The following is a 25,389-nucleotide window of genomic DNA, read 5'->3' on the forward strand; positions in this document are numbered from 1 at the left end:
TCATGCGTATCTATCACTTGCGCCATGCGTCCGACCGGCCCGATTGGGCGGCGGTATGCAGCCACGTGAAAGGCCTGGGCTTCGACCATTTGCTGGTTTCGCCGCCCACGGACGAGCTGGAACGGCTGGCCGGCCCGCTCGCGCGCGAATGCGGACGCGCGGGCCTGGCCTTGCTGGCCGACCTGGACCCGCCGGCGGAAGCAGGCCCGGACGCTTGGGCCGAAGCCGCGCTGGCCGGACTGGGAGCGGGCCTGGCGGGTCTGCGGGTGCTCCAGCCGTCCCGGCTGGACGGCCGGGCCTGGGCCGGCATGATCGCGCACATGCATGAACGCCACCCCGACGCATCGTTCCTGGCATGGACGCCGGGGCTCAGCCGCCAGCAGCTGCTGGATCTGGCCGACTCGGGCTTCGACCACGTCTTCTCGTCCCTGCCCTGGTGGGACTTCCGCTCGGACTGGCTGGTCGAGGAGCGTGCCCGCCTGCGCGAGGTGGCCCCCGTCATCGCGCCGGTCTACATGCCGGAAGGGCGTGCGCGGCGGGACGACGAGCAACGCGCCTTGCGCTGGCTGTGGACGGCGGCTTTCCTGGGCGACGGATGGCTGGTGCAGGAAGGGCTGGAGGAGCTGGCGGGCGCGGCGGCCCTGCAGGAGATCAATCGCTGGGTCGCGCAGGACGCTTCCGGGACCGCGCGCATCCGGGGGCTGACGGGGCCTTTGTCGCCCGTGACGGCGCTTGCGCGGCTGGATGCGCAAGCCTCGCTTCTTCTGGTGAATCCGCGCGATGACGAAGCCGTGCCCGTCGATGCGCGCCAGGCGGGCGCCCGCCTGCCCGGCAGCTACACGCTGAGTGCGGATGCGGCCGCCTCCCTGCCGGAGCGCCTGCCGCCCGCGGGCTGGCTGCTGCTGCCGCTGGAGCAGTCCAGGCCGGTGCTGATGCCGACGGGCGTCAAAGCCTGGCGGCGCAAAGGCGTCGCCGAAGCGCTGGCCGCGCCGCGCATCGCCATCGAACGGGTCACGCCTTTGGTGGACGACGGCGCGTTTGCCGTCAAGCGCAGCGTGGGCGAGGCCGTGGAGGTCCAGGCCGACATCTTCATGGACGGCCATGCCAAGCTCTCGGCCTGCCTGCTCTGGCGCGCCGTCGACGAGCCGAACTGGCGCCGCGTTCCCATGGCGCTGGTGGACAATCACCGGTGGAGCGCCACCTTTCATCCGGACCGCCTGGGCATGCACTGCTATGCGGTCCAGGCCTGGCGGGACGACTGGCTGAGCTACCGGGACGGCCTGGCCAAGCGCGTGGCGGCCGGCCAGGACGTGGCCCTGGACGTGGAAGAAGGGCGCATGCTCATCGCGCGCTATCGCGACCGCATTCAGGACGAGTTGCCCGACATGGCCAATACGCTGGCGTCGATGCTGCACAGGATAGGCAATCCGCGCTCCACCATGACCCCAGTTCCCAGGAAGAAATCCCTGCTCACGGGCGCCACGCCGGAGACGGGCGCGCGTGACCTGCCGCCCGCCGCGAGCGAGCAGATCGAGTTGCTGCTGTCGGAGCTGTGGTCCAGCATCATGCACGAGGTGCCGGTGCGCCCCTTCGAGACGACGACGCCCAGCCACCCCTTGGTGGTGGAAAGGCGCGAGGCCCGCTATGCGTCCTGGTATGAACTGTTTCCCCGCTCGCAGGCGCCGGAGCCCGGCCGCCACGGCAGCTTCCGGGACGTCATCGCGCGCCTGCCCTATATACGCCGCATGGGCTTCGATGTGCTGTACATGCCGCCCATCCATCCGATCGGGATGACGAACCGCAAGGGCCGGAACAATGCCCTGAAGGCGGAGCCCGACGACCCGGGCAGCCCGTACGCCATCGGGTCCGAGGACGGCGGGCACGACGCCGTGCATCCGCTGCTGGGTTCCATCGAGGACTTCCAGGAACTGGTGAGCGCCGCGCAGGCCGAGCATCTCGAAGTGGCGCTGGATTTCGCCATACAGTGCTCGCCGGACCATCCATGGCTGAAGGCGCATCCCGAATGGTTCGATTGGCGTCCGGACGGCAGCTTGCGCTATGCCGAGAACCCGCCCAAGCGCTACGAGGACATCGTGAATCCGGAGTTCTATGCGAGTTCGGAGTTGGCGCCGGGCAAGGCCGGGCTGTGGAAAGCCTTGCGCGACGTCGTCCTGTTCTGGGTGAGCCAGGGCGTGCGCGTCTTCCGGGTCGACAACCCGCACACCAAGCCCCTGCCTTTCTGGCAATGGCTGATCGCGGAAGTGCAGGGCGCGCATCCCGACGTCATTTTTCTGTCCGAGGCCTTCACGCATCCCAAGCTGATGTATCGCCTGGGCAAGCTGGGCTTTTCGCAGTCCTACACCTATTTCACGTGGCGCCACGGCAAGCACGAGCTGACCGAGTATCTGCTGGAAGTGTCCCGGCCGCCCGTGTCGGATTATTTCCGGCCGCATTTCTTCGTCAACACCCCGGACATCAACCCTCATTTCCTGCAGGAATCCGGCAGGGCGGGCTTTCTGATCCGCGCCGCGCTGGCGGCCACGACCTCGGGCTTGTGGGGCATGTATAGCGGTTTCGAGCTGTGCGAGGCCGCGGCGATCCCCGGCAAGGAAGAATACCTGGATTCCGAGAAATACCAGCTGCGCCATTGGGACTGGGACCGGCCGGGCAACATCGCGCAAGCCATCGCGAGCCTCAACCACATCCGCCGCATCAATCCCGCCCTGCAGATCCAGCAAGGGCTGGAATTCCATCGCGTCGACAACGAGCGGATATTGTTCTTCACGCGCAGCACGCCCGAGCGGGACAACGTGGTGCTGGTGGCGATCAGCCTGGACCCGCATGCGCGCCAGCAGGGATGGCTGGAGCTGCCGGTGGCCGAATGGGGGCTGAGCGGGCGCCCCGTGCCGCTGCACGACCTGCTCGGCGACCAGTATTTCACCGCCCGTGACGCCTGGCGCCAGGTGGAATTGACGCCCGACCAGCCCTTTTTGATCTGGCGGCTGTCTGCCGGGACGGAGGCATGATGGAGACCCAGTGGTACAAGGACGCGGTCATCTACCAATTGCACGTCAAATCCTTCTTTGACGCGAACAACGACGGCCAGGGGGATTTCGCCGGCCTGATCCAGAAGCTCGACTACATCGCCGGCCTGGGCGTGAATACGGTCTGGCTGCTGCCGTTCTACCCGTCGCCGCGCCTGGACGACGGCTACGACATCGCCGAGTACCGCGGCGTGCACGAAGACTACGGCTCGCTGGCGGACGTCCGCAAGTTCATCCGCGCCGCCCACGAGCGCGGCCTGCGCGTGATCACCGAACTGGTGGTCAACCATACGTCGGACCAGCATGCCTGGTTCCAGCGCGCACGCCGCGCGCGGCCGGGTTCCGCCGCCCGCAACTTCTACGTCTGGTCGGACAACGATCAGGCCTATAGCGGCACCCGCATCATTTTCTGCGATACCGAGAAGTCCAACTGGACCTGGGATCCGGTGGCCGGCGCCTACTTCTGGCATCGCTTCTATTCGCACCAGCCCGACCTGAACTACGACAATCCGCGCGTCCTGAAGGCGGTCATCGGGGTCATGCGGTACTGGCTGGACATGGGCGTGGACGGCCTGCGCCTGGACGCCGTGCCCTATCTGGTGGAACGCGAGGGCACGAACAACGAGAACCTGCCGGAGACCCATGCCATCCTGAAGCAGATCCGCGCCGCGCTGGACGCCGACTATCCGGACCGCATGCTGCTGGCCGAGGCGAACCAGTGGCCGGAGGACGCCCAGGAATATTTCGGGAACGGCGACGAATGCCACATGTCCTTCCATTTTCCGCTGATGCCGCGCATGTACATGGCGATCGCGCGCGAAGACCGGCTGCCCATCGTGGACATCATGCAGCAGACGCCGGAAATCCCCCCGGCGTGCCAGTGGGCCATTTTCCTGCGCAACCACGATGAGCTGACGCTGGAAATGGTGTCCAGCAGCGAGCGGGACTATCTATGGGACGTGTACGCGGCCGACCGGCGCGCGCGCATCAACCTGGGCATACGCAGGCGCCTCGCGCCGCTGCTGGAGCGCGACCGCCGGCGGATCGAATTGATGAACAGCCTGCTGCTTTCCATGCCGGGAACGCCGGTGCTGTATTACGGGGACGAGATCGGCATGGGGGACAACATCCATCTCGGCGACCGCGACGGCGTGCGCACCCCCATGCAGTGGAGCCCCGACCGCAACGGCGGGTTTTCCAGGGCGGACGCCGAGCAGCTGTCGCTGCCGGTGCTGATGGGCTCTTTGTATGGCTACGAGGCGGTCAACGTCGAGGCCCAGATGCGCGATCCGCATTCGTTGCTGAACTGGACGCGGCGCATGCTGGCCAAGCGCCAGCAAAGCCACGTGTTCGGCCGGGGCAGCTTGCGCTTCCTGCATCCCGGCAATCGCAAGATCCTGGCCTATGTGCGCGAGTACGAGGGCGCGGTGCTGCTGTGCGTCGCCAATCTCTCCAACGCCTCGCAGCCCGTGGAGCTGGACCTCGCCGCCATGGCGGGGCGGGTGCCGATCGAAATGCTGGGCGGCACGCCGTTTCCCACCATCGGCACGCTGCCCTATCTGCTGACCCTGCCGCCCTACGGATTCTATTGGTTCGAGCTGAGCGAAAACGCCGCGCCGCCGGCCTGGCACGCGAGCGGGCCGCCGCAGATGCCGGAATACATTACGCTGGTGCTGCGGCGGCGGGGCGCCTTCCAGCTGATGGAGGGCTCGCGCCGGGCCCTGAGCCGCGACGTATTGCCGCTGTACCTGGAAAGGCAGCGCTGGTTCGCCGGCCCGCGCCCGCCGGGCGAGATCGGGCTGGCTTATGTCGCGCCGCTCATGGCCGCCGGCGACGGGCGCGGCGTCGAACTCTTTCTGTCGGAAGTCGAGATCGGCGCCGGCCAGGGCGGCGAGCCGGCGCGCTATTTCCTGCCGCTGGGCCTGCGCTGGGAAGAGGAGGCGTCGGGGCCGGCCGGGCAATACGCCCTGGCGCGCGTCCGCCGCGCCGCCGACCTGGGGTGGGCGACCGACGCCCTGACCCTGCCGGAGTTCACGCGGGCGTTGCTGGCGGGCTGGGCGTCCGGGCGTGAAATCGAGTTTGAAACCGCCGCCGGCCGCTCACGCCTGATCTTCCGTGCCGAGGCCGGGTTCGCCGACTGCGAATGGGACGGCGAGCAGAGCGTGGACTGGTTCCCGGGAGAGCAGTCCAACAGCTCGGTGTCCATCGCCCACAAGGCGGTCCTGAAGCTGTTGCGCCGGGTGGTGGCGGGCGAGCACCCGGAGGCCGAGATGACGCGCCGCCTGACCTCGGTGGGCTATGCGAATTCCGCCGCGCTGCTGGGAGAGCTGCGGCGGGTCGACGCGGAAGGCACGCCGCATACGCTGGCCTTGCTGCATGCGCACATACCGAACCAGGGAGACGCCTGGGCCTGGACGCGCGATTATCTGCAGCGCACCCTGGAAAACGCCGCGCTGACGGGAGAAAGCAGGGCGGATTTCGAAGAGGACTTGCGCGGCTACACCACGGTCGCGGGCATCATGGGCGAAAGACTGGCCCAGTTGCATGCGGCGCTGTCGCTGCCCACGGACGATCCGGCCTTCGAGCCCGTCGCCGCGGGCGCGCGCGAGGCGCAGGCATGGGCCGTCCAGGTGGGCGCCATGTTCGACGACGCTTTGGCCGCCGCCGACCGCTGCGCGCTGTCCGACATCGCCGCCCAGCAGCTCAAGGCGCTCCGCAATGCCCGCAAAGCCCTGCGCAAGAGCATCGATGCGCTGGCCGCCGCCCTGCGCGGAACGCAGCGCACGCGCATCCATGGCGACTTCCACCTGGGCCAGATCCTGATCGCCCAGAACGACGTGTACATCATCGATTTCGAGGGCGAACCGGTGCGTTCCCTGGAGGAGCGCCGGGCGAAGAGCACCCGGTGGCGCGACGTGGCCGGCCTGCTGCGGTCCTTCGACTACGCGTGCGCGGTATTCGCATCGTCCGCCGCGCCCGCCGCGCGGCCGGAGGCCCCCGCCGAGCCGGACGCCACGGGCGCTTCGGCGGCGGCGCTGATGGCGCAGCAGCGCCAGGCCTTGCTCGGGCAATTCTGCGAAAGCGCCTCGCAGGCTTTCCTGCGCGCCTATCGGGCCGGCTATGAAAAAGCCATGCGCCCGGACGGGAGCGATGCCGCCGCTGCCGAGCCGCCCGCGGAGGCGGGCGGGAACGAGCCCTTGCTGGAGCTGGCCTTGCTGGAAAAAGCGGCCTACGAAATATGCTACGAGGCGGCGCACCGGCCGGACTGGGTGGCCATCCCGCTGGCCGGGCTGCATCGGGTCGCCCAGCGTTTGCTGCCGCGCGGCGCATCGGGAGAGGCATCATGAAGCCTGCGGATTCCACGGCGCAGGCGCCGGCGCGCGCCGGGCGGGAAGGGCATCGCCTGCTCTTGGGCGAGCTGGACGTGCATCTGCTGGCCGAAGGGCGGCATTGGCGCCTGGCCGACTGCCTGGGCGCCCAATGCATGGACGTCGACGGGGTGGACGGGGTGCGTTTCGCGGTCTGGGCCCCCAATGCCAGGAAGGTGTCCGTCGTCGGCGACTTCAATGACTGGGACGGCCGCCGCCATCCCATGTACCTGAGGCGGGAATGCGGCGTATGGGAGGTCTTCGTGCCGGGCGCGGGCCCCGGCGCGCTCTACAAGTACGAGCTGCAGGCGCCCAACGGCGAGATGCTGGCCTTGAAGGCGGACCCCGTGGCGCGGCGCAGCGAACTGCCTCCGGCCACGGCCTCGGTGGTGGCGGAGCCCGCGGCATTCCGCTGGACGGACGAGGCATGGATGGCGGAGCGCGGGCGGCGCCAGAGGGTGGACGCCCCCTTGTCCATCTATGAGGCGCACCTGGATTCCTGGGCGCGCGATGCGCCGCCGGGGCGGGTATGGAAAGAGACCGGCCCCAGGCTGATCGCCTACGTCCGCGAGATGGGCTTCACGCACCTGGAACTGCTGCCCGTCATGGAACACCCCTTCGGCGGTTCCTGGGGCTATCAGCCGCTGGGCATGTTCGCGCCGTCGGCGCGCTATGGTTCCCCGGCGGATTTCGCCGCCTTCGTCAATGCCTGCCACGAGGCCGGACTGGGCCTGATCCTGGACTGGGTGCCCGCCCATTTTCCGTCCGACCCGCACGGGCTCGCCTGGTTCGACGGCACGGCGCTGTACGAGCATGCCGACCCGCGCCAGGGCTTCCATCCGGACTGGAACACGCTGATCTACAACTTCGGCCGGACCGAGGTGCGGAACTTCCTGATGGCCAGCGCCCTGGAATGGCTGCGGCATTTCCACGTCGACGGCCTGAGGGTGGATGCGGTGGCCTCGATGCTGTACCTGGACTACAGCCGCCAGCCCGGCCAATGGACGCCCAACCGCCATGGCGGCCGCGAAAACCTGGAAGCGGTGTCGTTCCTGCGGGAGTTGAACGCGCTCGTGGCCGAGCAATGCCCGGGCGCCGTCATGATCGCGGAAGAATCCACCGCCTGGCCCGGCGTCACGGCGCCGGTGGGCGGCGGCGGGCTGGGCTTCCATTACAAGTGGAACATGGGCTGGATGCACGACACGCTGAGCTATATGGCGCGGGACCCCATACACCGGACCTATCATCACCATGAAATGACCTTCGGCATGGTCTACGCCTATTCCGAGAACTTCATCCTGCCGCTGTCGCACGACGAAGTCGTCCACGGAAAAGGTTCGCTGTACGGCAAGATGCCGGGCGATGCCTGGCAGCGCCATGCCAACCTGCGGGCCTACCTGGGCTTCATGTGGGGCCATCCGGGCAAGAAGCTGCTGTTCATGGGCGGGGAACTGGCCCAGCAGGTGGAATGGAATCACGAGGCCGCGCTGGACTGGGCCGGCCTGGAGCCCGGCCGGCCCGAGGCGGCCATGCGCGCCGGCATGCAGCGGCTGGTGCGCGAACTGAACGCCCTGTATCGGCGCCTGCCGGCGCTGCACGGCGCGGACGCGGATCCCACCGGCTTCGCGTGGACCGTTGGCGACGACACCGGGAACAGCGTGTTCGCCTTTACGCGCTGGTATGCCGGGCAGTGCGTGCTGGTGGTGTCCAACATGACGCCGGTGCCGCGGCAGGCCTACCGGATCGGCGTGCCGGTCTCCGGCCGCTGGTGCGAGCTGCTGAATACGGACGCGGCCGTCTATGGCGGATCCAACGTGGGCAACGGCGGCGAGGCCTGGACGGCCCCGGTCCCGGCGCACGGCCATGAACAATCGCTTGCGCTGCAGCTTCCGCCGCTGGCGACGCTGATGTTCGTACCGCAGGAGTGCTTGACATGATGCTGCCTGATCGTCTGGAGCCGGGCCTGCCCTATCCGCTGGGGGCGACCAACGACGGCCTGGGAGTCAATTTCGCGGTGTTCTCGGCCAACGCCACCAAGATGGAGCTCTGCCTGTTCGATGCGCGCGGGCGCAAGGAGCTGCGCAGGCTGGCCATGCCGGAGTGCACGGACGAAGTCTGGCACGGCTACCTGCCCAATGCGGGGCCCGGCCTGGTCTACGGCTACCGCGCCCATGGGCCTTACGACCCCAAGCGCGGCCACCGCTTCAACCCCCAGAAGCTGCTGATCGACCCTTATGCGCGCAAGCTGCTGGGCGAGACGCGCTGGTCCGACGCCTTGTTCGGATACCGTGTGCAGCATCCCCGGGCCGACCTCAGCCTGGACAGGAGGGATTCGGCGCCCCTGATGCCCAAGTGCATCGTCACCGACACGCGCTTCCGGCCCGGCGACCTGAACCGGCCGGTGGCGCCGTGGGCGGAGACGGTCATCTATGAAGCGCACGTGCGCGGCATCTCCATGATGCGCGACGACATCCGCAAGGAGTTGCGAGGCACTTGCGCGGCGCTCGCCGACCCGAGGCTGATTGATCATTTGCTGAGGATAGGCGTGACGGCGATCGAACTGCTGCCGGTGCACGCCCATCTGCAGGATCACTTCCTGTTCGAGCGCGGGCTGCGCAACTACTGGGGCTACAACAGCCTTTCCTTCTTTGCGCCGGAGGCCTCGTATCTGCAGAACGGGATGAACAACGACTTGCGCATGGCCATCCGCCGCCTGCGCAGCGCCGGCATCGAAGTCCTGCTGGACGTCGTGTACAACCATACCTGCGAGGGCAACGAGCTCGGCCCGACGCTGTCCTGGAAGGGGCTGGACAACGCCAGCTATTACCGGCTCGTGCCGGGCGACGAGCGCTACTACATCAATGACACGGGCTGCGGCAACACGGTGAACCTGTCGCATCCGCGCGTGCTGCAAATGGTGATGGACTCCTTGCGCTATTGGGTGGAAAGCTATGGAGTCGACGGTTTCCGCTTCGACCTGGGGGTGACCCTGGGGCGCGAAGGAACGGGCTTCGATCCCGGGTCGGGTTTCTTCGACGCCATCCTGCAGGACCCGGTCCTGTCGCGCCTCAAGCTCATCTCCGAACCCTGGGACATCGGGCCGGACGGCTATCAGCTGGGCAACCATCCGCCCGGCTTCGCCGAGTGGAACGGCCGCTTCCGCGACGACGTCCGCCGCTTCTGGATGGGCGAGGAAGGCATGCGGGGCGAGGTCGCCGCCCTGTTGATGGGTTCGCCGCAACTGTTCGACAGCCGGCATCGCCGCCCCTGGGCGTCGGTGAACTTCCTGGCCTCGCATGACGGCTTCACGGCGAACGATCTCGTCACCTATGCGGAGAAGCACAACGAAGCCAACGGCGACGACAACCTGGACGGCCATGCGGACAACTTCAGCAGCAATTGGGGCCATGAGGGCCCGGTCGACGATCCCGCCATCACGGCCTTGCGCCGGCGCGCGCTGCGCGCCATGCTGGCGACGGTATTCGTGTCGCACGGAACGCCCATGCTGCTTGCGGGCGACGAATTCGGCAACAGCCAGCAGGGCAACAACAACGCCTATTGCCAGGACAACGAGATTTCCTGGCTGGACTGGTCCCGCGCCGCCACGCCGGAAGGGCGCGACCTGACGGCCTTCATCGCCCGGCTCGCCGCCTTGCGCCGCGCCCATCCTTCGCTCAGGTTCCCGCGCTATGTGGACGGCAATCACGAGCTGCTGCCCGGCCTGCCCAGGGTCGGCTGGTTCGATCTGGACGGCGGGCCCATGAGCGCCGAGGCCTGGGACTATGCGCCGGGCAGGGTGCTGGGCTTGCGCCGGGCCGCCGAGACGGGGCAAGGGCACATCGACCTGAGCCTGGTGCTTTTGAACGGCGGCGGCGACGACGTGCGCTTCAAGCTGCCGCAGCCGGCCTTCGACTGGAAATTGCAGCTGGACACCGCGGCGAATCCCAAGCCGAGCGTCGCCAGGCCGGGCGCCAGGCCCGCCGCGGCCCCCCCCGTCGGCGACGCCGTCGACTTGCGCGGCCATTCGCTGATGGTGTTCACCGCCACGCATGAGCCGGAGGGCGGCCATGGCTGAACGGGGCGAACATCCCGCCGCCGGCGCCGCCTACGCCTATGGCTTCGGCGCGATGCCGGTGGACGGGGGACGCACCCGTTTTCGCCTGTGGGCGCCGGATGCATGCCAGGTGCGGCTGGAGCTGGAAGGACAGGTGTCCATGCTGATGGGCACGGCCGCCGACGGCTTCCATGAGCTGGTATGCCCGTGCGCGCCGGGCACGCGCTATTGCTTCCGCATCGACGACGATCTGTGCGTGCCGGACCCGGCTTCCCGCCGGCAGGACGGCGACGTGCACGATCAGAGCATCGTGGTGGATCCGTCCGCCTATGCCTGGCAGACCCGCGGCTGGCGCGGGCTGCCGTGGTCCGAGAGCGTGATCTACGAAATCCACGCCGGCCTGGCGGGCGGCTTTCGCGGCGTGCTGGAAAAACTGGCGGAACTGAAGGACCTGGGGATCACGGCCGTGGAGCTCATGCCGGTGGCCGATTTCCCGGGGGCGCGCAACTGGGGCTACGACGGCGTGCTGCCTTACGCGCCCGACTGCGCCTATGGCGGCCCGGACGACCTGAGGCTGCTGGTGGACACCGCGCACGGCATGGGCATGCAGGTCTTTCTGGACGTGGTGTACAACCATTTCGGGCCGGACGGCAATTATCTCGGCAAGTATGCGTCCGGCTTTTTCCGGGACGACGTGAAGACCCCATGGGGTCCCGCCATCGATTTTCGCAAGGCTCAGGTGCGGCGTTTTTTTGCAGAGAACGCCCTGTACTGGCTGGAGGAATACCGCATGGACGGCTTGCGCTTCGATGCCGTGCACGCCATACGGGCGGAGGGCTGGCTGCCGGAAATGGCGCGCTTCCTGCGCGACCGGATAGGCCCGGACCGGCATGTGCACCTGATCCTGGAAAACGACGACAACAGCGCCGCCCTGCTGGGCCAGGGTTTCGACGCGCAATGGAACGACGACGCCCATCATGTGCTGCACCATATCCTCACCGGAGAGACGGAAGGGTATTACTCGGACTACGCGGAGGACCCCACGGCGGACCTGGCCAAGGTGCTGGCCGAGGGCTTCGTCTACCAGGGGCAGGCCAGCCGGTGGCGCGGGGGCGCCAGGCGCGGCGAGCCCAGCGGCGGCCTGTCGCCCCTCGCCTTCGTGTTCTTCCTGCAGAACCATGATCAGACCGGCAACCGCGCCATGGGCGAGCGCCTGGCCGCTTTGTGCGCCGACCGGCCCGGCGCCCTGCGCGCCGCCGTCGCGCTGCAATTGCTGGCGCCGCATATTCCCATGCTGTTCATGGGAGAGGAATGCGGGTCGCGGGATCCTTTCCTGTATTTCACGAGCTTTCGCGACGAGGCGCTGGCGGCCGCGGTTCGGGACGGGCGGCGCGCCGAGTTCGCGGGCTTCCGGGCGTTTTCCGATCCGGACGAGCGGGCGCGCATACCGGACCCGAACGATGTCCGGACCTGGGAGGCATCGCGCCCCGGGTCCTTGCATTGCGCCGACCCGGCGGCCAAGGCCTGGCGCGCGTATTACCGCGGCTTGCTGCGGGTGCGCAAGCAATTCCTGACGCCGCATCTGCGCGGGGCTCGATCCGTGGGCGTGCGGGAGCTGGGCAGGCTGGCCGTGCTGGCGGCCTGGCGGCTGGACAATGGCAGCGTATTGCGGCTGTATTGCAATCTGTCGCAGGAAGAAGTCCTCACGCCGTCCGATGTCTCCACCAACGAGGTCATCCTGTTTTCCAGCGCGAAGCAAGCGGACGCCGCTATGCGCAAAGGGCGCCTGCCGGCGGAAAGCACCATCGCCACGATCGAATCGCTCGCCTCCATGCCGGCGCGGCCGCGGAGGGCGCGATGAGCCGGCCGGAGACGGAGGCGCTGCGCGATCTCGCGCGTGCCGCCGGGCTGCTGGCCGAGTGGCGCGATGCCTTCGGCGCGCCGCGCTCCGTCGCGCCGGAAGTGCTTGCCGGCATGCTGGCGCGCATGGGCTTTCCCTGCGGCACGGTCCAGGACCTGCGGGACAGCGTCCACAGGCTCGAATCGAAGGCAACGGCCGGCGGGCGGCCGTTGCGGGTGGTGGACGCCGGTCAGGCCATCGAATTGCGCGATGTCGCGAGCCTGAAATACAAGGTGGAGCTGGAATCCGGCGAGACGCTGTTCGGCACGGCGGGCGCCGGCGCGCCCGGTTCGGCCATCATTCCAGCCATCCGCCGGCCCGGCTATCATCGCCTGCTCATCGGCGGGCAGGCGTTCGCGCTGGCGGTGTGTCCCGCGCGCTGCCCGGCGGTCCGGGACCTGGTCCCTGGCGGCGGCGCGAGGCCATGGGGCCTGACCGCGCAGCTCTACAGCCTGGCCGGCGAGGGCGCTTACGCCCAGTTGGCCCGCCTGGCCGGGCACGCGGCGGCGCAGGGCGCCAGCGCGCTGGCGATCAGCCCGGCCCATGCCATGTTCAGCGCCGACCCATCGCGCTTCAGTCCTTACTCGCCGTCCAGCCGGCTGTTCCTGAACGTGGCGCACATCGAGCCTTCCAGCGTCCTGGGCCCGGACGCGGCGGCGAGCGCGATCGGATCGCCGCCGGCGGAAGCCGAAAGGCCGGACGCGGCATCCGGCTCGCGCCACCTGCATTGGGACCGGATCGTGCCGGCGCGGCTGCGCGTCCTGCGGCGGCTGTTCGATGCGTTCCGGACGCAAGGGGCCGAGGGGGCGAAGCGGGAGTTCGCCGAGTTTTGCCGCCAGGGCGGCCAAGCGCTGCGGCGGCATGCGGGCTACGAGGCCCTGCACGCGCATTTTTCCGCCGCCCTGGGGCCGGGCTGCGGCTGGCGAGACTGGCCCGCCGAATTTCACGATCCGGATGGGCCGGCGCCGCGGGATTTCGCCCAGCGGCACGCGCTGGAGCTGGATTTCCACATGTTCCTGCAATGGCAGGCCTTTCGCAGCCTTGCCGGCGCGCAGCGCGCCGCGAAGCAGGCCGGCATGGGCATCGGCCTGATCGCCGATCTGGCCATCGGCGTCGATGGGCGCGGCAGCCAAGTGTGGAGCCGCCAGTCCGAGATGCTGGTGGGGGCGTCGGTGGGCGCGCCGCCCGACCTCTACCAGCAGGCGGGCCAGAACTGGGGGCTGTCGACTTTTTCCCCCTGGTCGCTCGCCGACAACGGGTATGCGGGCTTCCTGGAGACCTTGCGGGCCGCGTTCGCCCATGCCGGAGGGCTGCGCATCGACCACATACTGGGCTACGGCAGGATGTGGCTGATAGAGGAAGGCGGCGACCCCGTGGACGGCGTCTACCTGCGCTATCCCCTGGACGACATGCTGCGGCTGCTCACGCTGGAGGCATGGCGCGCCGGCGCCGTCGTCATCGGCGAGAATCTGGGCACCGTGCCCGAAGACTTCAATGACAGGCTGGCGCGCCGGGGCATCATGGGCACCAGCGTGCTGTGGTTCGAGCGGCGGGACCACGCCCGGGGCGGGGCGCAGGATTTCGCCGCGGCCGAGCAATGGCCGGATTGGACCATGGCCACCAGCACCACGCACGACCTGCCCACGGTGGCGGGCTGGTGGAAGGGCAGGGACTTGTACTGGCGGCGGCGGCTTGCGCCGCCGCCCAGCGGCGCCACGGCCGACCCGCACGATGCCGCGGCCGATCCGTATGGCGCCGCGGCCGATCAGCATCACGCCACGGCGGGTCCGGGAGAGTCCGGCGTCCGGGCGCAGGAGCGGGCCCTGCTGTGGCGGCGGGCGGCGCCGTCGGCCGCCGCGCCGCCGCCTGCGGAGCCGCCGCTGGCGGACATACTGGCTTTCGTCGCGCGCTCGCCGTCCCCGCTCTTCATGCTGCCGCTGGAAGACTTGCTGGGCGTGGAGGAACAGCCCAACATCCCCGGCAGCCGGTCCGGGCTGGAACCGGGCTGTTATCCGAGCTGGATGCTGGCCCTGGGCGCGGACCTCGACGCCATGTGGGCGAGCGAGGGCGTGCGGCGAACCATCGCGGCCGTCAAGCAGGCCAGGGCCCGCACCGGGAGCAGCGATCCATGACCCCATCGTCCACCGTCCGCCTGCAATTGCATGCCGACTTCGGCTTCGATGCCGCGCGCGAGCAGGTGCCCTATTATGCCCGCCTGGGCGTCTCGCATTTCTATCTGTCGCCCGTCACCCGGGCGCGGCCGGGCTCGCGCCATGGCTACGACGTGGTCGACCATACCCGCGTGAGCGATGCGCTGGGCGGCGAGGAAGGCTTGATCGCCCTGGCCGAGTGCCTGCACGAGCAGGGCATGGGCCTGATCCTGGACATCGTTCCCAACCACATGGCGGTCCATGCCGACAACGCCTGGTGGTGGAGCGTGCTCGAATCCGGCGTGAACAGCCCATGCTCGGCGTGGTTCGACATCGACTGGCGGGCGGCGGACCCGCGGCTGCGCGGCAAGGTCCTGGCGCCCTTCCTGGCGCGCCCTTACGCGGAAAGCCTGGCGAACGGCGACATCCGGCTGGTCCACGATGACGGCGCCGGCGCCTGGCGCATCGAGGCTTGCGGCAATCCCTATCCCATCGCGCCAGGCACGATGCCGGCCCTGGGCCTGGATCCCGCCCAGTCGCAAAAGCTCTTCAGCGGCCGCCACGCCGACGGCCGCCAGCGCCTGCACGATCTGCTGGAGCGCCAGCACTACCGGCTGGCCTGGTGGCGTTGCGCGGCCGACAGCATCAACTGGCGCCGGTTCTTCGACATCACGGAGCTGATCGGCGTGCGCGTCGAGCTGGAAGAAGTCTTCGACGCGGTCCATGCGCTGCCCTTGAGGCTGTATGAGGACGGCTGGATAGACGGCTTGCGGATCGACCACGTGGACGGTCTGGCCGATCCGCTGGGATACTGCCGCCGGCTGCGCGCCGCCCTCGACGAGCGGGCCCTGCGCCGTCCGGCGAAGCCGGGCGCCGGCCGTGCCTGGATCGTGGTGGAGAAGATTCTCGCGCCCAGCGAAATCCTGGACAGCGACTGGCAGGCGGACGGCACGACGGGGTACGACTTCATGGACCAGGCGGGGGCCGTGCTGCACGATCCCACGGGCGAGAGCGCGCTGACCGCCACCTGGAACGCGGTGGCGCAAGACGCGCGCGAAGTCGGCGACTACGTGCGCGAGGCCCGCGCGCTGCTGCTGCGGCGCTACTTCGTCGCCGAGCGCAAAGCCTTGCTGGAGGCCTTGCACGAGGTGGCCCAAAGAGGCCTGCAAGGCCGCGACTGGAGCATCGAAGCCATTGGGCGCGTCCTGGACGAGCTGTTGCTCGGCTTTCCGGTGTACCGCAGCTATGCCGACGGAAGCGGGCGCCGGCAGGCGGACGCCGATCTGTTCAAGCGCTTGCTGCCCGGGGTGTCCGAGCGCCTGCAGCTGGGGCGCTACGAGGGCGAGCCCCTGCTGGCTTGCCTGGACGGCTGGCTGGGCGGCGAGCCCTGCCTGGGCGCGGCCATTCCGGATGCGCCGGGCGGCGACGCGCGCAAGACGGTGCTGAACCGGTTCCAGCAGCTGACGCCGCCGCTGGCGGCCAAGTCCCTGGAAGACACCGTGTTCTACCGGTACGGGCGGCTGCTGTCGCGCAATGAAGTGGGTTCCGATCCGGCGGTTTTTTCCTTGTCGGTGGACGACTTCCACCAGCAGAACGCCTGGCGCGCCCGCTACGGCAATATGTCCATGCTCGCCACCGCCACGCACGACCACAAGCGCGGCGAGGACGTCCGGGCCAGGCTGGCGGTGCTCAGCGAGATTCCCCTGCGCTGGGGGCGCAAGGCGCGCGGCTGGCTGCGGGACGCCGAGCATGAATACCCGGCGGCCGGCCCGCGCCAGGCGGGCGAGCGCTACATGCTGTTCCAGACGCTGGTCGGCGCCTGGCCGCTGGATCTGGCGCCCGACGCCGCGCCGGCGGACACGCAAGCCTATCTGGACAGGGTCGCCGCGTGGCAGCTCAAGGCGCTGCGCGAGGCCAAGCGGGACAGCAGCTGGATGGCGCCGGATCCGGGCTACGAGGCGCGGGCCGCGGACTTCATCGGCAGCCTGGCCGCGGGGGGCGCAAATCGGGCCTTGCTGGCGGAGATCGGAGAATTCGCCCACGACGTGGCCGCCGCCGGCGCCGTCAACAGCCTGGCGCAGCTGATGCTGAGAGTGATGTCGCCCGGCGTTCCCGACCTCTACCAGGGGACCGAGCTATGGGATTTCAGCCTGGTGGACCCCGACAACCGGCGGCCGGTGGCCCATGATCTGCGCGGCCGCATGCTGCGGGAACTGGAGGGGAAGGACCATGCCGCGCTGCTGCGGGACTGGCGCTCCGGCGCGATCAAGCAGGCCGTGCTGGCCCGGTCGCTGGCGGTGCGCCGCGGCATGCCGGAGCTGTTCCGCAAGGGCGACTACGTGCCGCTGCGGGTGGACGGCCCGCGCACCGGCCACGTGCTGGCCTTCATGCGGGTACTGGGCGACCAGCACGCCGTCGTCGTGGCGCCGCGCCTGTGCGCCCAGGCGATAGGCATCGGGGCCGCCGCCCCGATGCTGCCCGCGACCTACTGGCGCGGCACGCGGCTGGCGCTGCCGTCGCGCTATGCGGGCGCGGCCTTCACCGATGCCCTGACCGGCGCGCGGCATGCCGGCGCCGCCGACGGCATGCTGGACGTGACCGGCCTGCTGGCCCGCCTGCCCGTGGCCTTGCTGGTCGAGGCGTGAGGGATCAGGGATAGAGGCCGCGCAGTTCGCGTGCCTCCAGGATGCGCGTGCAGGCGGTGATGAAGGCCGCCGTCCGCTGGCTGACGCGGTGTTCCTTGGCGACGGCGGAGACAGCGCTGTATGCGCTGCGCATCATGGCTTCCAGGCGGTGGTTGATTTCGGGCTCGGTCCAGTAGAAGCTGGAAAAGTCCTGGACCCATTCGAAATAGCTGACCGTGACGCCGCCGGCGTTGGCCAGGACGTCGGGGACGATCAGGGTGCCCTTGGACGTCAGGATATCGTCGGCTTCGGGCGTGGTGGGGCCGTTGGCGCCTTCGATGACGATTTTCGCCCGGATGCCGTCCGCGTTGCTTTCGTTGATCTGGCCTTCCAGGGCGGCGGGAATCAGGAGCTCGGTGTCCAGCGCCCAGAATTCGGCGGCGGACAGCGATTCGGTGCCCGGGCAGCCGGCGACGCCGCCGTGCTCTTCGGCGTGCTTGGTCAGGCCCAGGACGTCCAGCCCGCCGGCGTTGTGCACGCAGCCGGTGTGGTCCTGGACGGCGATGACCTTCGCGCCGGCTTCATAGAACAGGCGGGCGGCCGTGCCGCCGACGTTGCCGAAGCCCTGTATGACGACGCGAGCCCCTTCGATGGGAATGCCGGCGTCGCGGGCGGCTTCGGTGCCGATCACGAACACGCCGCGGCCGGTGGCTTCGACCCGGCCCAGGCTGCCGCCCAGGGCGACGGGCTTGCCGGTGACCACGCCGGTGGTCGTGGCGCCCTTGTTCATGGAGTAGGTGTCCATCATCCAAGCCATGGTCTGGGCGTTGGTGTTGACGTCGGGCGCGGGGATGTCTTTGTGGGGCCCGATGATGGCGCCGATTTCACTGGTGTAGCGTCGGGTGATGCGTTCGAGCTCGCCGCGCGAATAATTGCGCGGGTCGATGCGCACCCCGCCCTTGGCGCCGCCGAAGGGCAGGTTGACCGCGGCCGCCTTGACGGACATCCAGGCCGCCAGCGCCATGACTTCCGACAGGGTGACGTCTTGGTGGAAGCGCACGCCGCCCTTGCCCGGGCCGCGGCTGGTGTTGTGCTGCACCCGGTAGCCCTCGAAGTGGGCGATGGTGCCGTTGTCCAATTCCACCGGAATGTCCACGATCAGAGTCCGCTTGGGCCGTTTCAGGGTTTCGACCCATTTGGACAGCTTGCCCAGGTAGGGGGTAACGCGCTCTACCTGCTCCAGGTAAATGCCCCAAGGGCCGAGGTCGTCGGCGTGCAGATATGAAGGGAGCGGATGCGTCGGGTTTTCTGACATTTGGAGGGCCTTAATGATTGAATGTGGCGCCCGCCGGCGCGGGCGGTGGATTGGAAATGCGGATATTTTAGTGTCTTGCCGCGGTAGCGTCCCTTTTTTTCGGGGGCGTGTGCCAAAAAGGGGACGGAAGCGCGGACGCGCCCCCGGCATGCGCCGGCAGGGCCGGTCCGGATTTCATTATCGGATATTTGCATGCATAATCAAGCCCGTAAATCTTCATGTCTATAAATTCAATGAGGCAAAAGTCCATGTCTAAAATTCTGAAATCCATGCTGGCCGTAACGCTCTTCGGGGTCGCGGGCATCAGCCAGGCCTCGGCCTGGCCTGAAAGAGCCGTGCAATGGGTCATCCCGTATCCCGCCGGCGGCGGCTCCGACGTCATCGGCCGGGTGGTGGCATCCGGCCTGGAAAAGCGGCTGGGCCAGCCCATCGTCGTGGAGAACAAGCCGGGCGCGGCCACCATCGTGGGCGCCAGCTACATCCAGAGCGCCAAGTCTGACGGCTACGTGGTGGGCACGGCCGATTCCGGAACCCTGGCCTTCAACCCGTCCCTGTACGATTCCCTGAAGTACGACCCGGCCAAATTCACGTATATCGGCGGGCTGGGGCGCTTTCCGCTGATGCTGGCCGTCAAGGAAGACTCTCCGTTCAAGTCCGTGGCCGACGTCCTGGATGCGGCGCGCAAAGAGCCCGGGCAGCTCACTTCCGCCTCGGCGGGGGCGGGTTCGCCCCACCACATGGCCCTGGAAATGTTCAAGCAGCGCGCCGGCGTGCAGATCCAGCACGTGCCGTACAAAGGCGCCGCTCCCGCCCTGCAGGACATCCTGGGCGGCCAGGTCAGCCTGGGGTTCGTCGATTCCGCATCGGCGCTGGCCAACATCAAGGCCGGCAAGCTGCGCGTGCTGGCCGTCGCCACGCCCGAGCGCATCGCCCTGCTGCCGCAAGTGCCCACCATGGCCGAGGCGGGCGTCCCGAACTTCACCGCCTATGCTTGGCAAGGCCTGGTCGGCCCGGCCGACCTGCCCGGCGAGGTCGTGGAAAAGCTCAGCAATGAATTGGCGGCGTCCTTGAAATCCGAAGAGATCGACGCCAAGATCCGCGCCATGGGCGTCGAGCCCCTGCCCATGCCCGCCGCCGAATTCAAGCGCTATTCGGACGCCCAGCGGGCCGAATGGGCCGAGGTCATCAAGACCGCCGGAATCAAGCTGAACTGAGTGCGGCCGCTTGGCGCCATGGGGCGCTACATTCCGTAGCGCTTCAGGCCTTCCAGGTCCAGGACCTGCAAGGCGCCGTATTCCACCTTCAGCAAACGGGCGGATTCGAGCTTGCTGAGGGCCTGGTTGGCCCGCTGCCGCGATATGCGGGCCAGGTAGCCCACTTCTTCCTGGGTGATGTCCAGCCGCATGTTGCGGCTGGGGTATAGCAGGGGGTTGAACAGTTCCGCCAGGCAGCGGGCGACCCGGGCGTCGGGCGCCAGCAGGCGGTCGGATTCCGCCTTGCCCACGAACTGCCCCACGCGCTCGTTCAGTTGGTGCAGCAGGTAGCGATTGAACGGGATGCTGCGGTCGAGCAGCCAGTTGAAGGTCTGGTCGGGCAGCCGCGCGATGGTGGTGTTGCGCAAGGCCACGACGTCGTATTTGCGGGCTTCGTTTTTCAAGAGCGAGCCTTCGCCCAGCCAGCCGCCGGCGGGCACGCCCATCAGCGAGGCCACCTTGCCGTCGGAATTGCCCACCGACACCTTGATCAGGCCGCTGATGACGCCCAGCCAGGCGTGGGCCTGTTCGCCCTTGCGTTCTATCATGGCGCCGGCCGGGTAGTGCGTGGTCGAGATGTCACGCTGGACGCGTTCCTGCTGTTCGCGGTCGAGTAGCCTGAACCAGGCGGCTGCGTCTTGCAGGGAGTCTTTCATCAGCATGAGGATTAACCCTAGAAAAAGCAGGAATGTCACGTTCGTGACAGTTGACGCGGTGGCGAGCCTATAACTTATACCCAGCTCAATCATAAAACGTCCGGACCGTGCGCAAGCACTAGGAAATCTACCGACCGGAGGAGACAACGTGGCGCAAAATGTCGCTTCGCCGCACGCCGATGCAGGGATGACGTTCCCTGCGCTGGTGCTGCATCATGCCAAGGTGCGTGGCGCGCGCCCCGCCATGCGCGAAAAGGATCTGGGCATCTGGCAGACCATCACCTGGGCCGAGCTCGCCGCGCAGGTGCAGGAGCTTGCCCACGGCCTGGCCGCGCTGGGCCTGCGCGCCGGCCAGCACGTGGCCATTGTAGGCGAGAATCGCCCGCGCCTATACCTCGCGATGATGGCCGCGCAATGCGTGGGCGCCATCCCCGTCCCCTTGTACCAGGACGCCGTCGCGCAGGAAATGCTGTACGTGCTGCAGGACGCCGAAATCAGCCTGGCCGTCGTCGAAGACCAGGAACAGGTGGACAAGCTGCTGGAAGTCAGCGACCGATACCCGGGGCTTGCGCGCATCGTGTACGACGACCCGCGTGGCCTGCGCAACTACAAGGACGCCAGGCTGATGGCCTTCACGCGCGTGCTGGAGCTTGGGCGCGAGCACGCCGCCGCCCATCCGGCCCATGTCGACCAGGCCATCGCCGCCATCGACCCGCAAGACGCGGCCGCCATGTTCTATACGTCGGGCACCACCGGCAAGCCCAAAGGGGTGGTGCTCAGCCACCATGCCCTGATCGACCGCGGCCTGGCCATACAGGAATTCGAAGGCCTGACCGACCGCGAAGACGTCCTGGCCTACCTGCCGCCCGCATGGATAGGCCAGAACATGTTCTCGTACACGCAGTTCCTGGTCACCGGCTTCACCGTCAACCATCCCGAATCCCCCGACACCGTCGCGATCGACATGCGCGACGTCGGCCCCACCTATTATTTCGCCCCGCCGCGCGTGCTGGAAGGCCTGCTGACGCACGTCATGATCCGCATGGAGGACGCCGGCGCGATCAAGCGCAAGATGTTCCACGCCTGCATGAAGCTCGCGCGCCGGGTGGGGGTGCGCATCCTGGACCAGGACCCGTCGGTCGGCGCCTGGGACAGGCTCAAGTACGCCGTGGGCAACCTGCTGGTCTACGGGCCCTTGCGCAACGCCCTGGGCATGAGCCGCGTGCGCGTCGCATATACGGCGGGCGAGGCCATCGGGCCGGACCTGTTCATTTTCTACCGTTCCATCGGCATCAATCTGAAGCAGCTCTACGGCTCCACCGAAACCTCGGTGTTCGTCTGCGTGCAGGCGAACGGCCAGGTGCGGTCCGACACCGTCGGGCCGCCCGTCAAGGGCGTGGAGATCCGGGTGGCCGACAACGGCGAGATCCAGGTCAAGAGCCCTGGCCTGTTCAAGGGCTATTACCGCAACCCGGCCGCCACGGCCGAATCCTATACCGAGGACGGCTGGTATCACACGGGCGACGCCGGCTACCTGGACACCGACGGGCAGCTCAAGATCATCGACCGCGCCAAGGACGTCGGCAAGCTGGCCGACGGCAGCCTGTTCGCCCCCAAATACATCGAAAACAAGCTCAAGTTCTTCCAGTACATCAAAGAGGCGGTGGCCTTCGGCGCCGGCCGCCCGGAAGTCTGCGCCTTCATCAACATCGACCTGGAAGCGGTGGGCAACTGGGCCGAGCGCCGCGGCCTGCCCTATGCCGGCTATACCGATCTCGCCGGCAAGCCCCAGGTGTCGGAGCTGATCCGCGAATGCGTCGAGCAGGTCAACGCCGACCTGGCCGCCGACCCGCGGCTGGCCGCGTCGCAGGTCTCGCGCTTCCTCATCCTGCACAAAGAGCTGGACCCGGACGACGACGAGCTCACGCGCACGCGCAAGGTCAGGCGCGCCTTCATCGCCCAGAAGTACCAGGTGCTGGTCGACGCCATGTTCGCGGGCAAGTCCAGCCAGTTCATCGAAACCGAGGTCAAGTTCGAGGACGGTCGCAGCGGGGCGATCTCCGCCGACCTGCAGATCATCCCGGCGAAGACCTACCCGGAAAACACCAGGAAGGCCGCATGATGAGCCAGAGCATGCACCAGCGCCGGATGGGCGAAGTCATACTCGACTTGCGCAACATTTCATTGTCCTTCGGCGGCGTCAAGGCGCTCACGGACATCTCCTTCGACATCCGCGAGCACGAGATCCGCGCCATCATCGGGCCCAACGGGGCGGGCAAGAGCTCCATGCTGAACGTCATCAACGGCGTCTATACCCCGCAAAAAGGCGAAATCCTGCTCGACGGCATCCGCTTTTCCAAGATGAATTCGCGCCGCGCCGCCGAGATGGGCATTGCGCGCACCTTCCAGAACCTGGCGCTGTTCAAGGGCATGAGCGTGCTTGACAACATCATGACGGGCCGCAACCTGCGCATGAAAAGCGGCATACTCGCCCAGGCCCTGCGCCTGGGCTCGGCCGAGCGCGAAGAAATCGCGCACCGGGAATTCGTCGAGAACATCATCGACTTCCTCGAAATCCAGGCGCACCGCAAGACCCCGGTGGGCCGGCTGCCCTACGGCTTGCAGAAGCGGGTGGACCTGGGCCGCGCCCTGGCCATGGAGCCGCGCATCCTGCTGCTCGACGAGCCCATGGCCGGCATGAACATCGAGGAAAAGCAGGACATGAGCCGTTTCATCCTCGACGTGAACGATGAATACGGAACCACCATCGTCCTGATCGAGCACGACATGGGCGTGGTCATGGACATCTCCGACCGCGTGGTGGTCCTGGACTACGGGCGCAAGATCGGCGACGGCGCGCCGGACGACGTCCGCCAGAGCCCCGAGGTGATCCGGGCCTATCTGGGGGCGGGCGGCGCCGCCCCGGCCCCGGCCGAACCCGGGCTCGCCAAATAGGAAAGGACGGCAGACATGGCATTTTTCCTGGAAACACTGTTCGGCGGCTTGATGACGGGCATGCTGTATTCCCTCGTCGCGCTGGGCTTCGTGCTGATCTTCAAGGCCTCGGGCGTCTTCAATTTCGCGCAGGGCGCCATGGTCCTGATCGCCGCGCTGTCCATGGCCCGGTTCTCGGAATGGATCCCCGGATGGCTGGGCATCGACAACATGATCCTGGGCAACATCCTGGCTTTCGCCGCCAGCGCGGTGTTCATGTGGCTGATCGCCGTGGCGGTCGAGCGCTGGGTGCTGCGCCACCTGGTCAACCAGGAAGGCACGACGCTCCTGATGGCCACCATAGGCATCAGCTACTTCCTCGACGGCATGGGCCAGATCATCTTCGGCAGCAGCGTCTATTCCATCAACGTCGGCATGCCCAAGGACCCGGCCTTCATCCTCGACGGCGTATTCGAAGGAGGGCTGCTGATCAGCCTCGAGGACTTGACGGCGGCCGTCATCGCGGCCCTGCTGGTGGCCACGCTGGCCTTCTTCTTCCAGTACACCGGCGTGGGGCGCGCCCTGCGCGCCGTGGCCGACGACCACCAGGCAGCGCAATCCATAGGCATCCCCCTGAATCGCATCTGGGTGGTGGTCTGGACGGTCGCGGGCCTGGTCGCGCTGGTGGCCGGCATCATCTGGGGCTCCAAGTTCGGCGTGCAGTTCACGCTGGCCACCGCCGCCTTGCGGGCCTTGCCGGTGGTGATCCTGGGCGGGCTGACCTCGGTGCCGGGCGCGATCATCGGCGGGCTGATCATCGGGGTGGGCGAAAAGCTGTCCGAAGTCTACCTCGGCCCCTTCGTGGGCGGCGGCATCGAGATCTGGTTCGCCTACATGCTGGCGTTGGTGTTCCTGCTGTTCCGGCCGCAAGGCCTGTTCGGCGAAAAAATCATAGACCGTGTTTAGCGCATACAGGGAAGACCATGTTCTATCGTGAAAACGGCCAGTTCAAAAGCACTTACCGGGCGGACCAGCAAATCTTCCCGATCCGGCAGGACCGGGTGTTCATCCTGGGCCTGCTGGCCGTCGCCGTGGTGGCGGTTCCCCTCCTGGCCACGCCGTATTTCCTGCAAGCCATACTCACGCCCTTCCTCATCCTGTCGCTGGCGGCCATCGGGCTGAACATTCTGGTCGGGTACTGCGGGCAGATCTCCATCGGGTCGGGCGCCTTCATGGCGGTGGGCGCCTATGCTGCATGGAATTTCGGCGTGCGCATGCCGGCCACGCCGCTGGTGGTGCAAATCCTCCTGGGCGGCGTGTTCGCCACCCTGGTGGGCGTGGTGTTCGGCGTGCCCAGCCTGCGGATCCGCGGCCTCTACCTGGCGGTCACCACGCTGGCCGCGCAGTTCTTCGTCGACTGGGCCTTCCTGCGCATCCCCTACTTCACCAATTATTCGTCGTCGGGCAACGTCTCGGTGCCCGCCCTGTCCGCTTTCGGCCTGCCGGTCCAGACCCCGGCGCAGCGCTATCTGTTCGTCCTGGCTTTCGTCGTGGTGTTCGCGCTGCTGGCCAAGAACCTGGTGCGGGGAGCTATCGGCCGGCAATGGATGGCCATACGCGACATGGACGTCGCCGCCTCCGTGATCGGCATACGCCCGGTCTACGCCAAGCTCACGGCCTTCGCGGTCAGTTCTTTCATCATCGGGGTGGCCGGCGCCTTGTGGGCATACGTGCACCTGGGGTCCTGGGAGCCCCTGGCCTTCGACCTGAACCGTTCCCTGCAATTGCTGTTCATCGTCATCATCGGCGGGCTGGGCTCCATCGTCGGCAGTTTCTTCGGCGCGGCCTTCATGGTGCTCCTGCCGGTGCTGCTGACCAACGTGCCGCACTTCTTCGGCCTGTCCCTGGCGGTGGACACGGCGTCGCACATCGAGCACATGGTGTTCGGCGCTTTGATCGTATTTTTTCTCATCGTCGAGCCGCACGGGCTGGCCCGGCTATGGAGCATAGGCAAGGAAAAACTCAGGATCTGGCCGTTTCCGCATTGATGCCCGCGGGAAGGCGGCTGATTCCGTTTCACCATCCAGCGCA

The 25,389-nt window shown here is 67.8% G+C and carries 14 protein-coding genes; 12 read left to right on the plus strand and 2 right to left on the minus strand.

Features of this window, described 5'->3' with window-relative positions:
* Positions 1-2 precede the first annotated feature (2 nt).
* The 7 genes from H0A72_RS05665 to treY are packed head-to-tail and all read left to right on the plus strand — an operon-like array spanning position 3 to position 17,161.
* Positions 3-3,026, plus strand: coding sequence for an alpha-1,4-glucan--maltose-1-phosphate maltosyltransferase (locus H0A72_RS05665; RefSeq protein WP_180154105.1), 3,024 nt, complete (start codon positions 3-5; stop codon positions 3,024-3,026).
* Positions 3,023-6,391 (plus strand): maltose alpha-D-glucosyltransferase, encoded by a 3,369-nt coding sequence (gene treS / locus H0A72_RS05670; protein ID WP_180154106.1) that lies wholly within the window; start codon positions 3,023-3,025, stop codon positions 6,389-6,391. The genes H0A72_RS05665 and treS overlap by 4 nt, the downstream gene beginning before the upstream one ends.
* Positions 6,388-8,349 (plus strand): 1,4-alpha-glucan branching protein GlgB, encoded by a 1,962-nt coding sequence (glgB, locus tag H0A72_RS05675; RefSeq protein ID WP_246436870.1) that lies wholly within the window; start codon positions 6,388-6,390, stop codon positions 8,347-8,349. The genes treS and glgB overlap by 4 nt, the downstream gene beginning before the upstream one ends.
* The gene (gene glgX, locus H0A72_RS05680) at positions 8,346-10,487 is read left to right on the plus strand and encodes a glycogen debranching protein GlgX (protein WP_180154108.1); all 2,142 of its coding nucleotides are present in this window, start codon (positions 8,346-8,348) and stop codon (positions 10,485-10,487) included. Before glgB ends, glgX begins: the two co-directional genes overlap by 4 nt.
* Complete coding sequence (gene treZ, locus H0A72_RS05685) at positions 10,480-12,327, plus strand: malto-oligosyltrehalose trehalohydrolase (protein WP_180154109.1); 1,848 nt, start codon at positions 10,480-10,482, stop codon at positions 12,325-12,327. The genes glgX and treZ overlap by 8 nt, the downstream gene beginning before the upstream one ends.
* Positions 12,324-14,498 carry a 4-alpha-glucanotransferase gene (malQ, locus tag H0A72_RS05690; protein WP_180154110.1) on the plus strand — a complete coding sequence of 725 codons (2,175 nt, stop codon included), beginning with the start codon at positions 12,324-12,326 and terminating at the stop codon, positions 14,496-14,498. Before treZ ends, malQ begins: the two co-directional genes overlap by 4 nt.
* A complete protein-coding gene (gene treY / locus H0A72_RS05695) occupies positions 14,495-17,161 on the plus strand; it encodes a malto-oligosyltrehalose synthase (protein ID WP_180154111.1) in 2,667 nt (888 codons plus the stop codon). Before malQ ends, treY begins: the two co-directional genes overlap by 4 nt.
* Before the next feature lie 4 nt (positions 17,162-17,165).
* Here the strand turns inward: treY and H0A72_RS05700 are convergent, their stop codons facing one another.
* A complete protein-coding gene (locus H0A72_RS05700; RefSeq protein ID WP_180154112.1) occupies positions 17,166-18,455 on the minus strand; it encodes a Glu/Leu/Phe/Val family dehydrogenase in 1,290 nt (429 codons plus the stop codon).
* A 248-nt stretch (positions 18,456-18,703) separates the two neighbouring features.
* Here H0A72_RS05700 and H0A72_RS05705 point away from each other — a divergent pair, with 248 nt between their 5' ends.
* The gene (locus H0A72_RS05705; RefSeq protein WP_180154113.1) at positions 18,704-19,669 is read left to right on the plus strand and encodes a Bug family tripartite tricarboxylate transporter substrate binding protein; all 966 of its coding nucleotides are present in this window, start codon (positions 18,704-18,706) and stop codon (positions 19,667-19,669) included.
* A 26-nt stretch (positions 19,670-19,695) separates the two neighbouring features.
* Here the strand turns inward: H0A72_RS05705 and H0A72_RS05710 are convergent, their stop codons facing one another.
* Positions 19,696-20,370, minus strand: a complete 675-nt coding sequence (locus H0A72_RS05710) for a Crp/Fnr family transcriptional regulator (protein ID WP_180154114.1) — start codon at positions 20,368-20,370, stop codon at positions 19,696-19,698.
* A 181-nt stretch (positions 20,371-20,551) separates the two neighbouring features.
* Between H0A72_RS05710 and H0A72_RS05715 the strand changes: the two genes are divergently transcribed.
* The 4 genes from H0A72_RS05715 to H0A72_RS05730 are packed head-to-tail and all read left to right on the plus strand — an operon-like array spanning position 20,552 to position 25,346.
* A complete protein-coding gene (locus tag H0A72_RS05715; protein ID WP_180154459.1) occupies positions 20,552-22,486 on the plus strand; it encodes an AMP-dependent synthetase/ligase in 1,935 nt (644 codons plus the stop codon).
* Positions 22,486-23,319 (plus strand): ABC transporter ATP-binding protein, encoded by an 834-nt coding sequence (locus H0A72_RS05720; protein WP_180154460.1) that lies wholly within the window; start codon positions 22,486-22,488, stop codon positions 23,317-23,319. The genes H0A72_RS05715 and H0A72_RS05720 overlap by 1 nt, the downstream gene beginning before the upstream one ends.
* A 15-nt stretch (positions 23,320-23,334) precedes the next feature.
* On the plus strand, positions 23,335-24,264 hold the full coding sequence (locus H0A72_RS05725) for a branched-chain amino acid ABC transporter permease (RefSeq protein ID WP_180154115.1): 930 nt from the start codon (positions 23,335-23,337) through the stop codon (positions 24,262-24,264).
* Between the two features lie 17 nt (positions 24,265-24,281).
* Complete coding sequence (locus H0A72_RS05730) at positions 24,282-25,346, plus strand: branched-chain amino acid ABC transporter permease (RefSeq protein WP_180154116.1); 1,065 nt, start codon at positions 24,282-24,284, stop codon at positions 25,344-25,346.
* The last annotated feature ends 43 nt before the right edge of the window (positions 25,347-25,389 follow it).

The sequence above is a fragment of the Parapusillimonas granuli genome, from assembly GCF_013416525.1.
Classification (GTDB): Bacteria; Pseudomonadota; Gammaproteobacteria; order Burkholderiales; family Burkholderiaceae_B; genus Parapusillimonas; species Parapusillimonas granuli.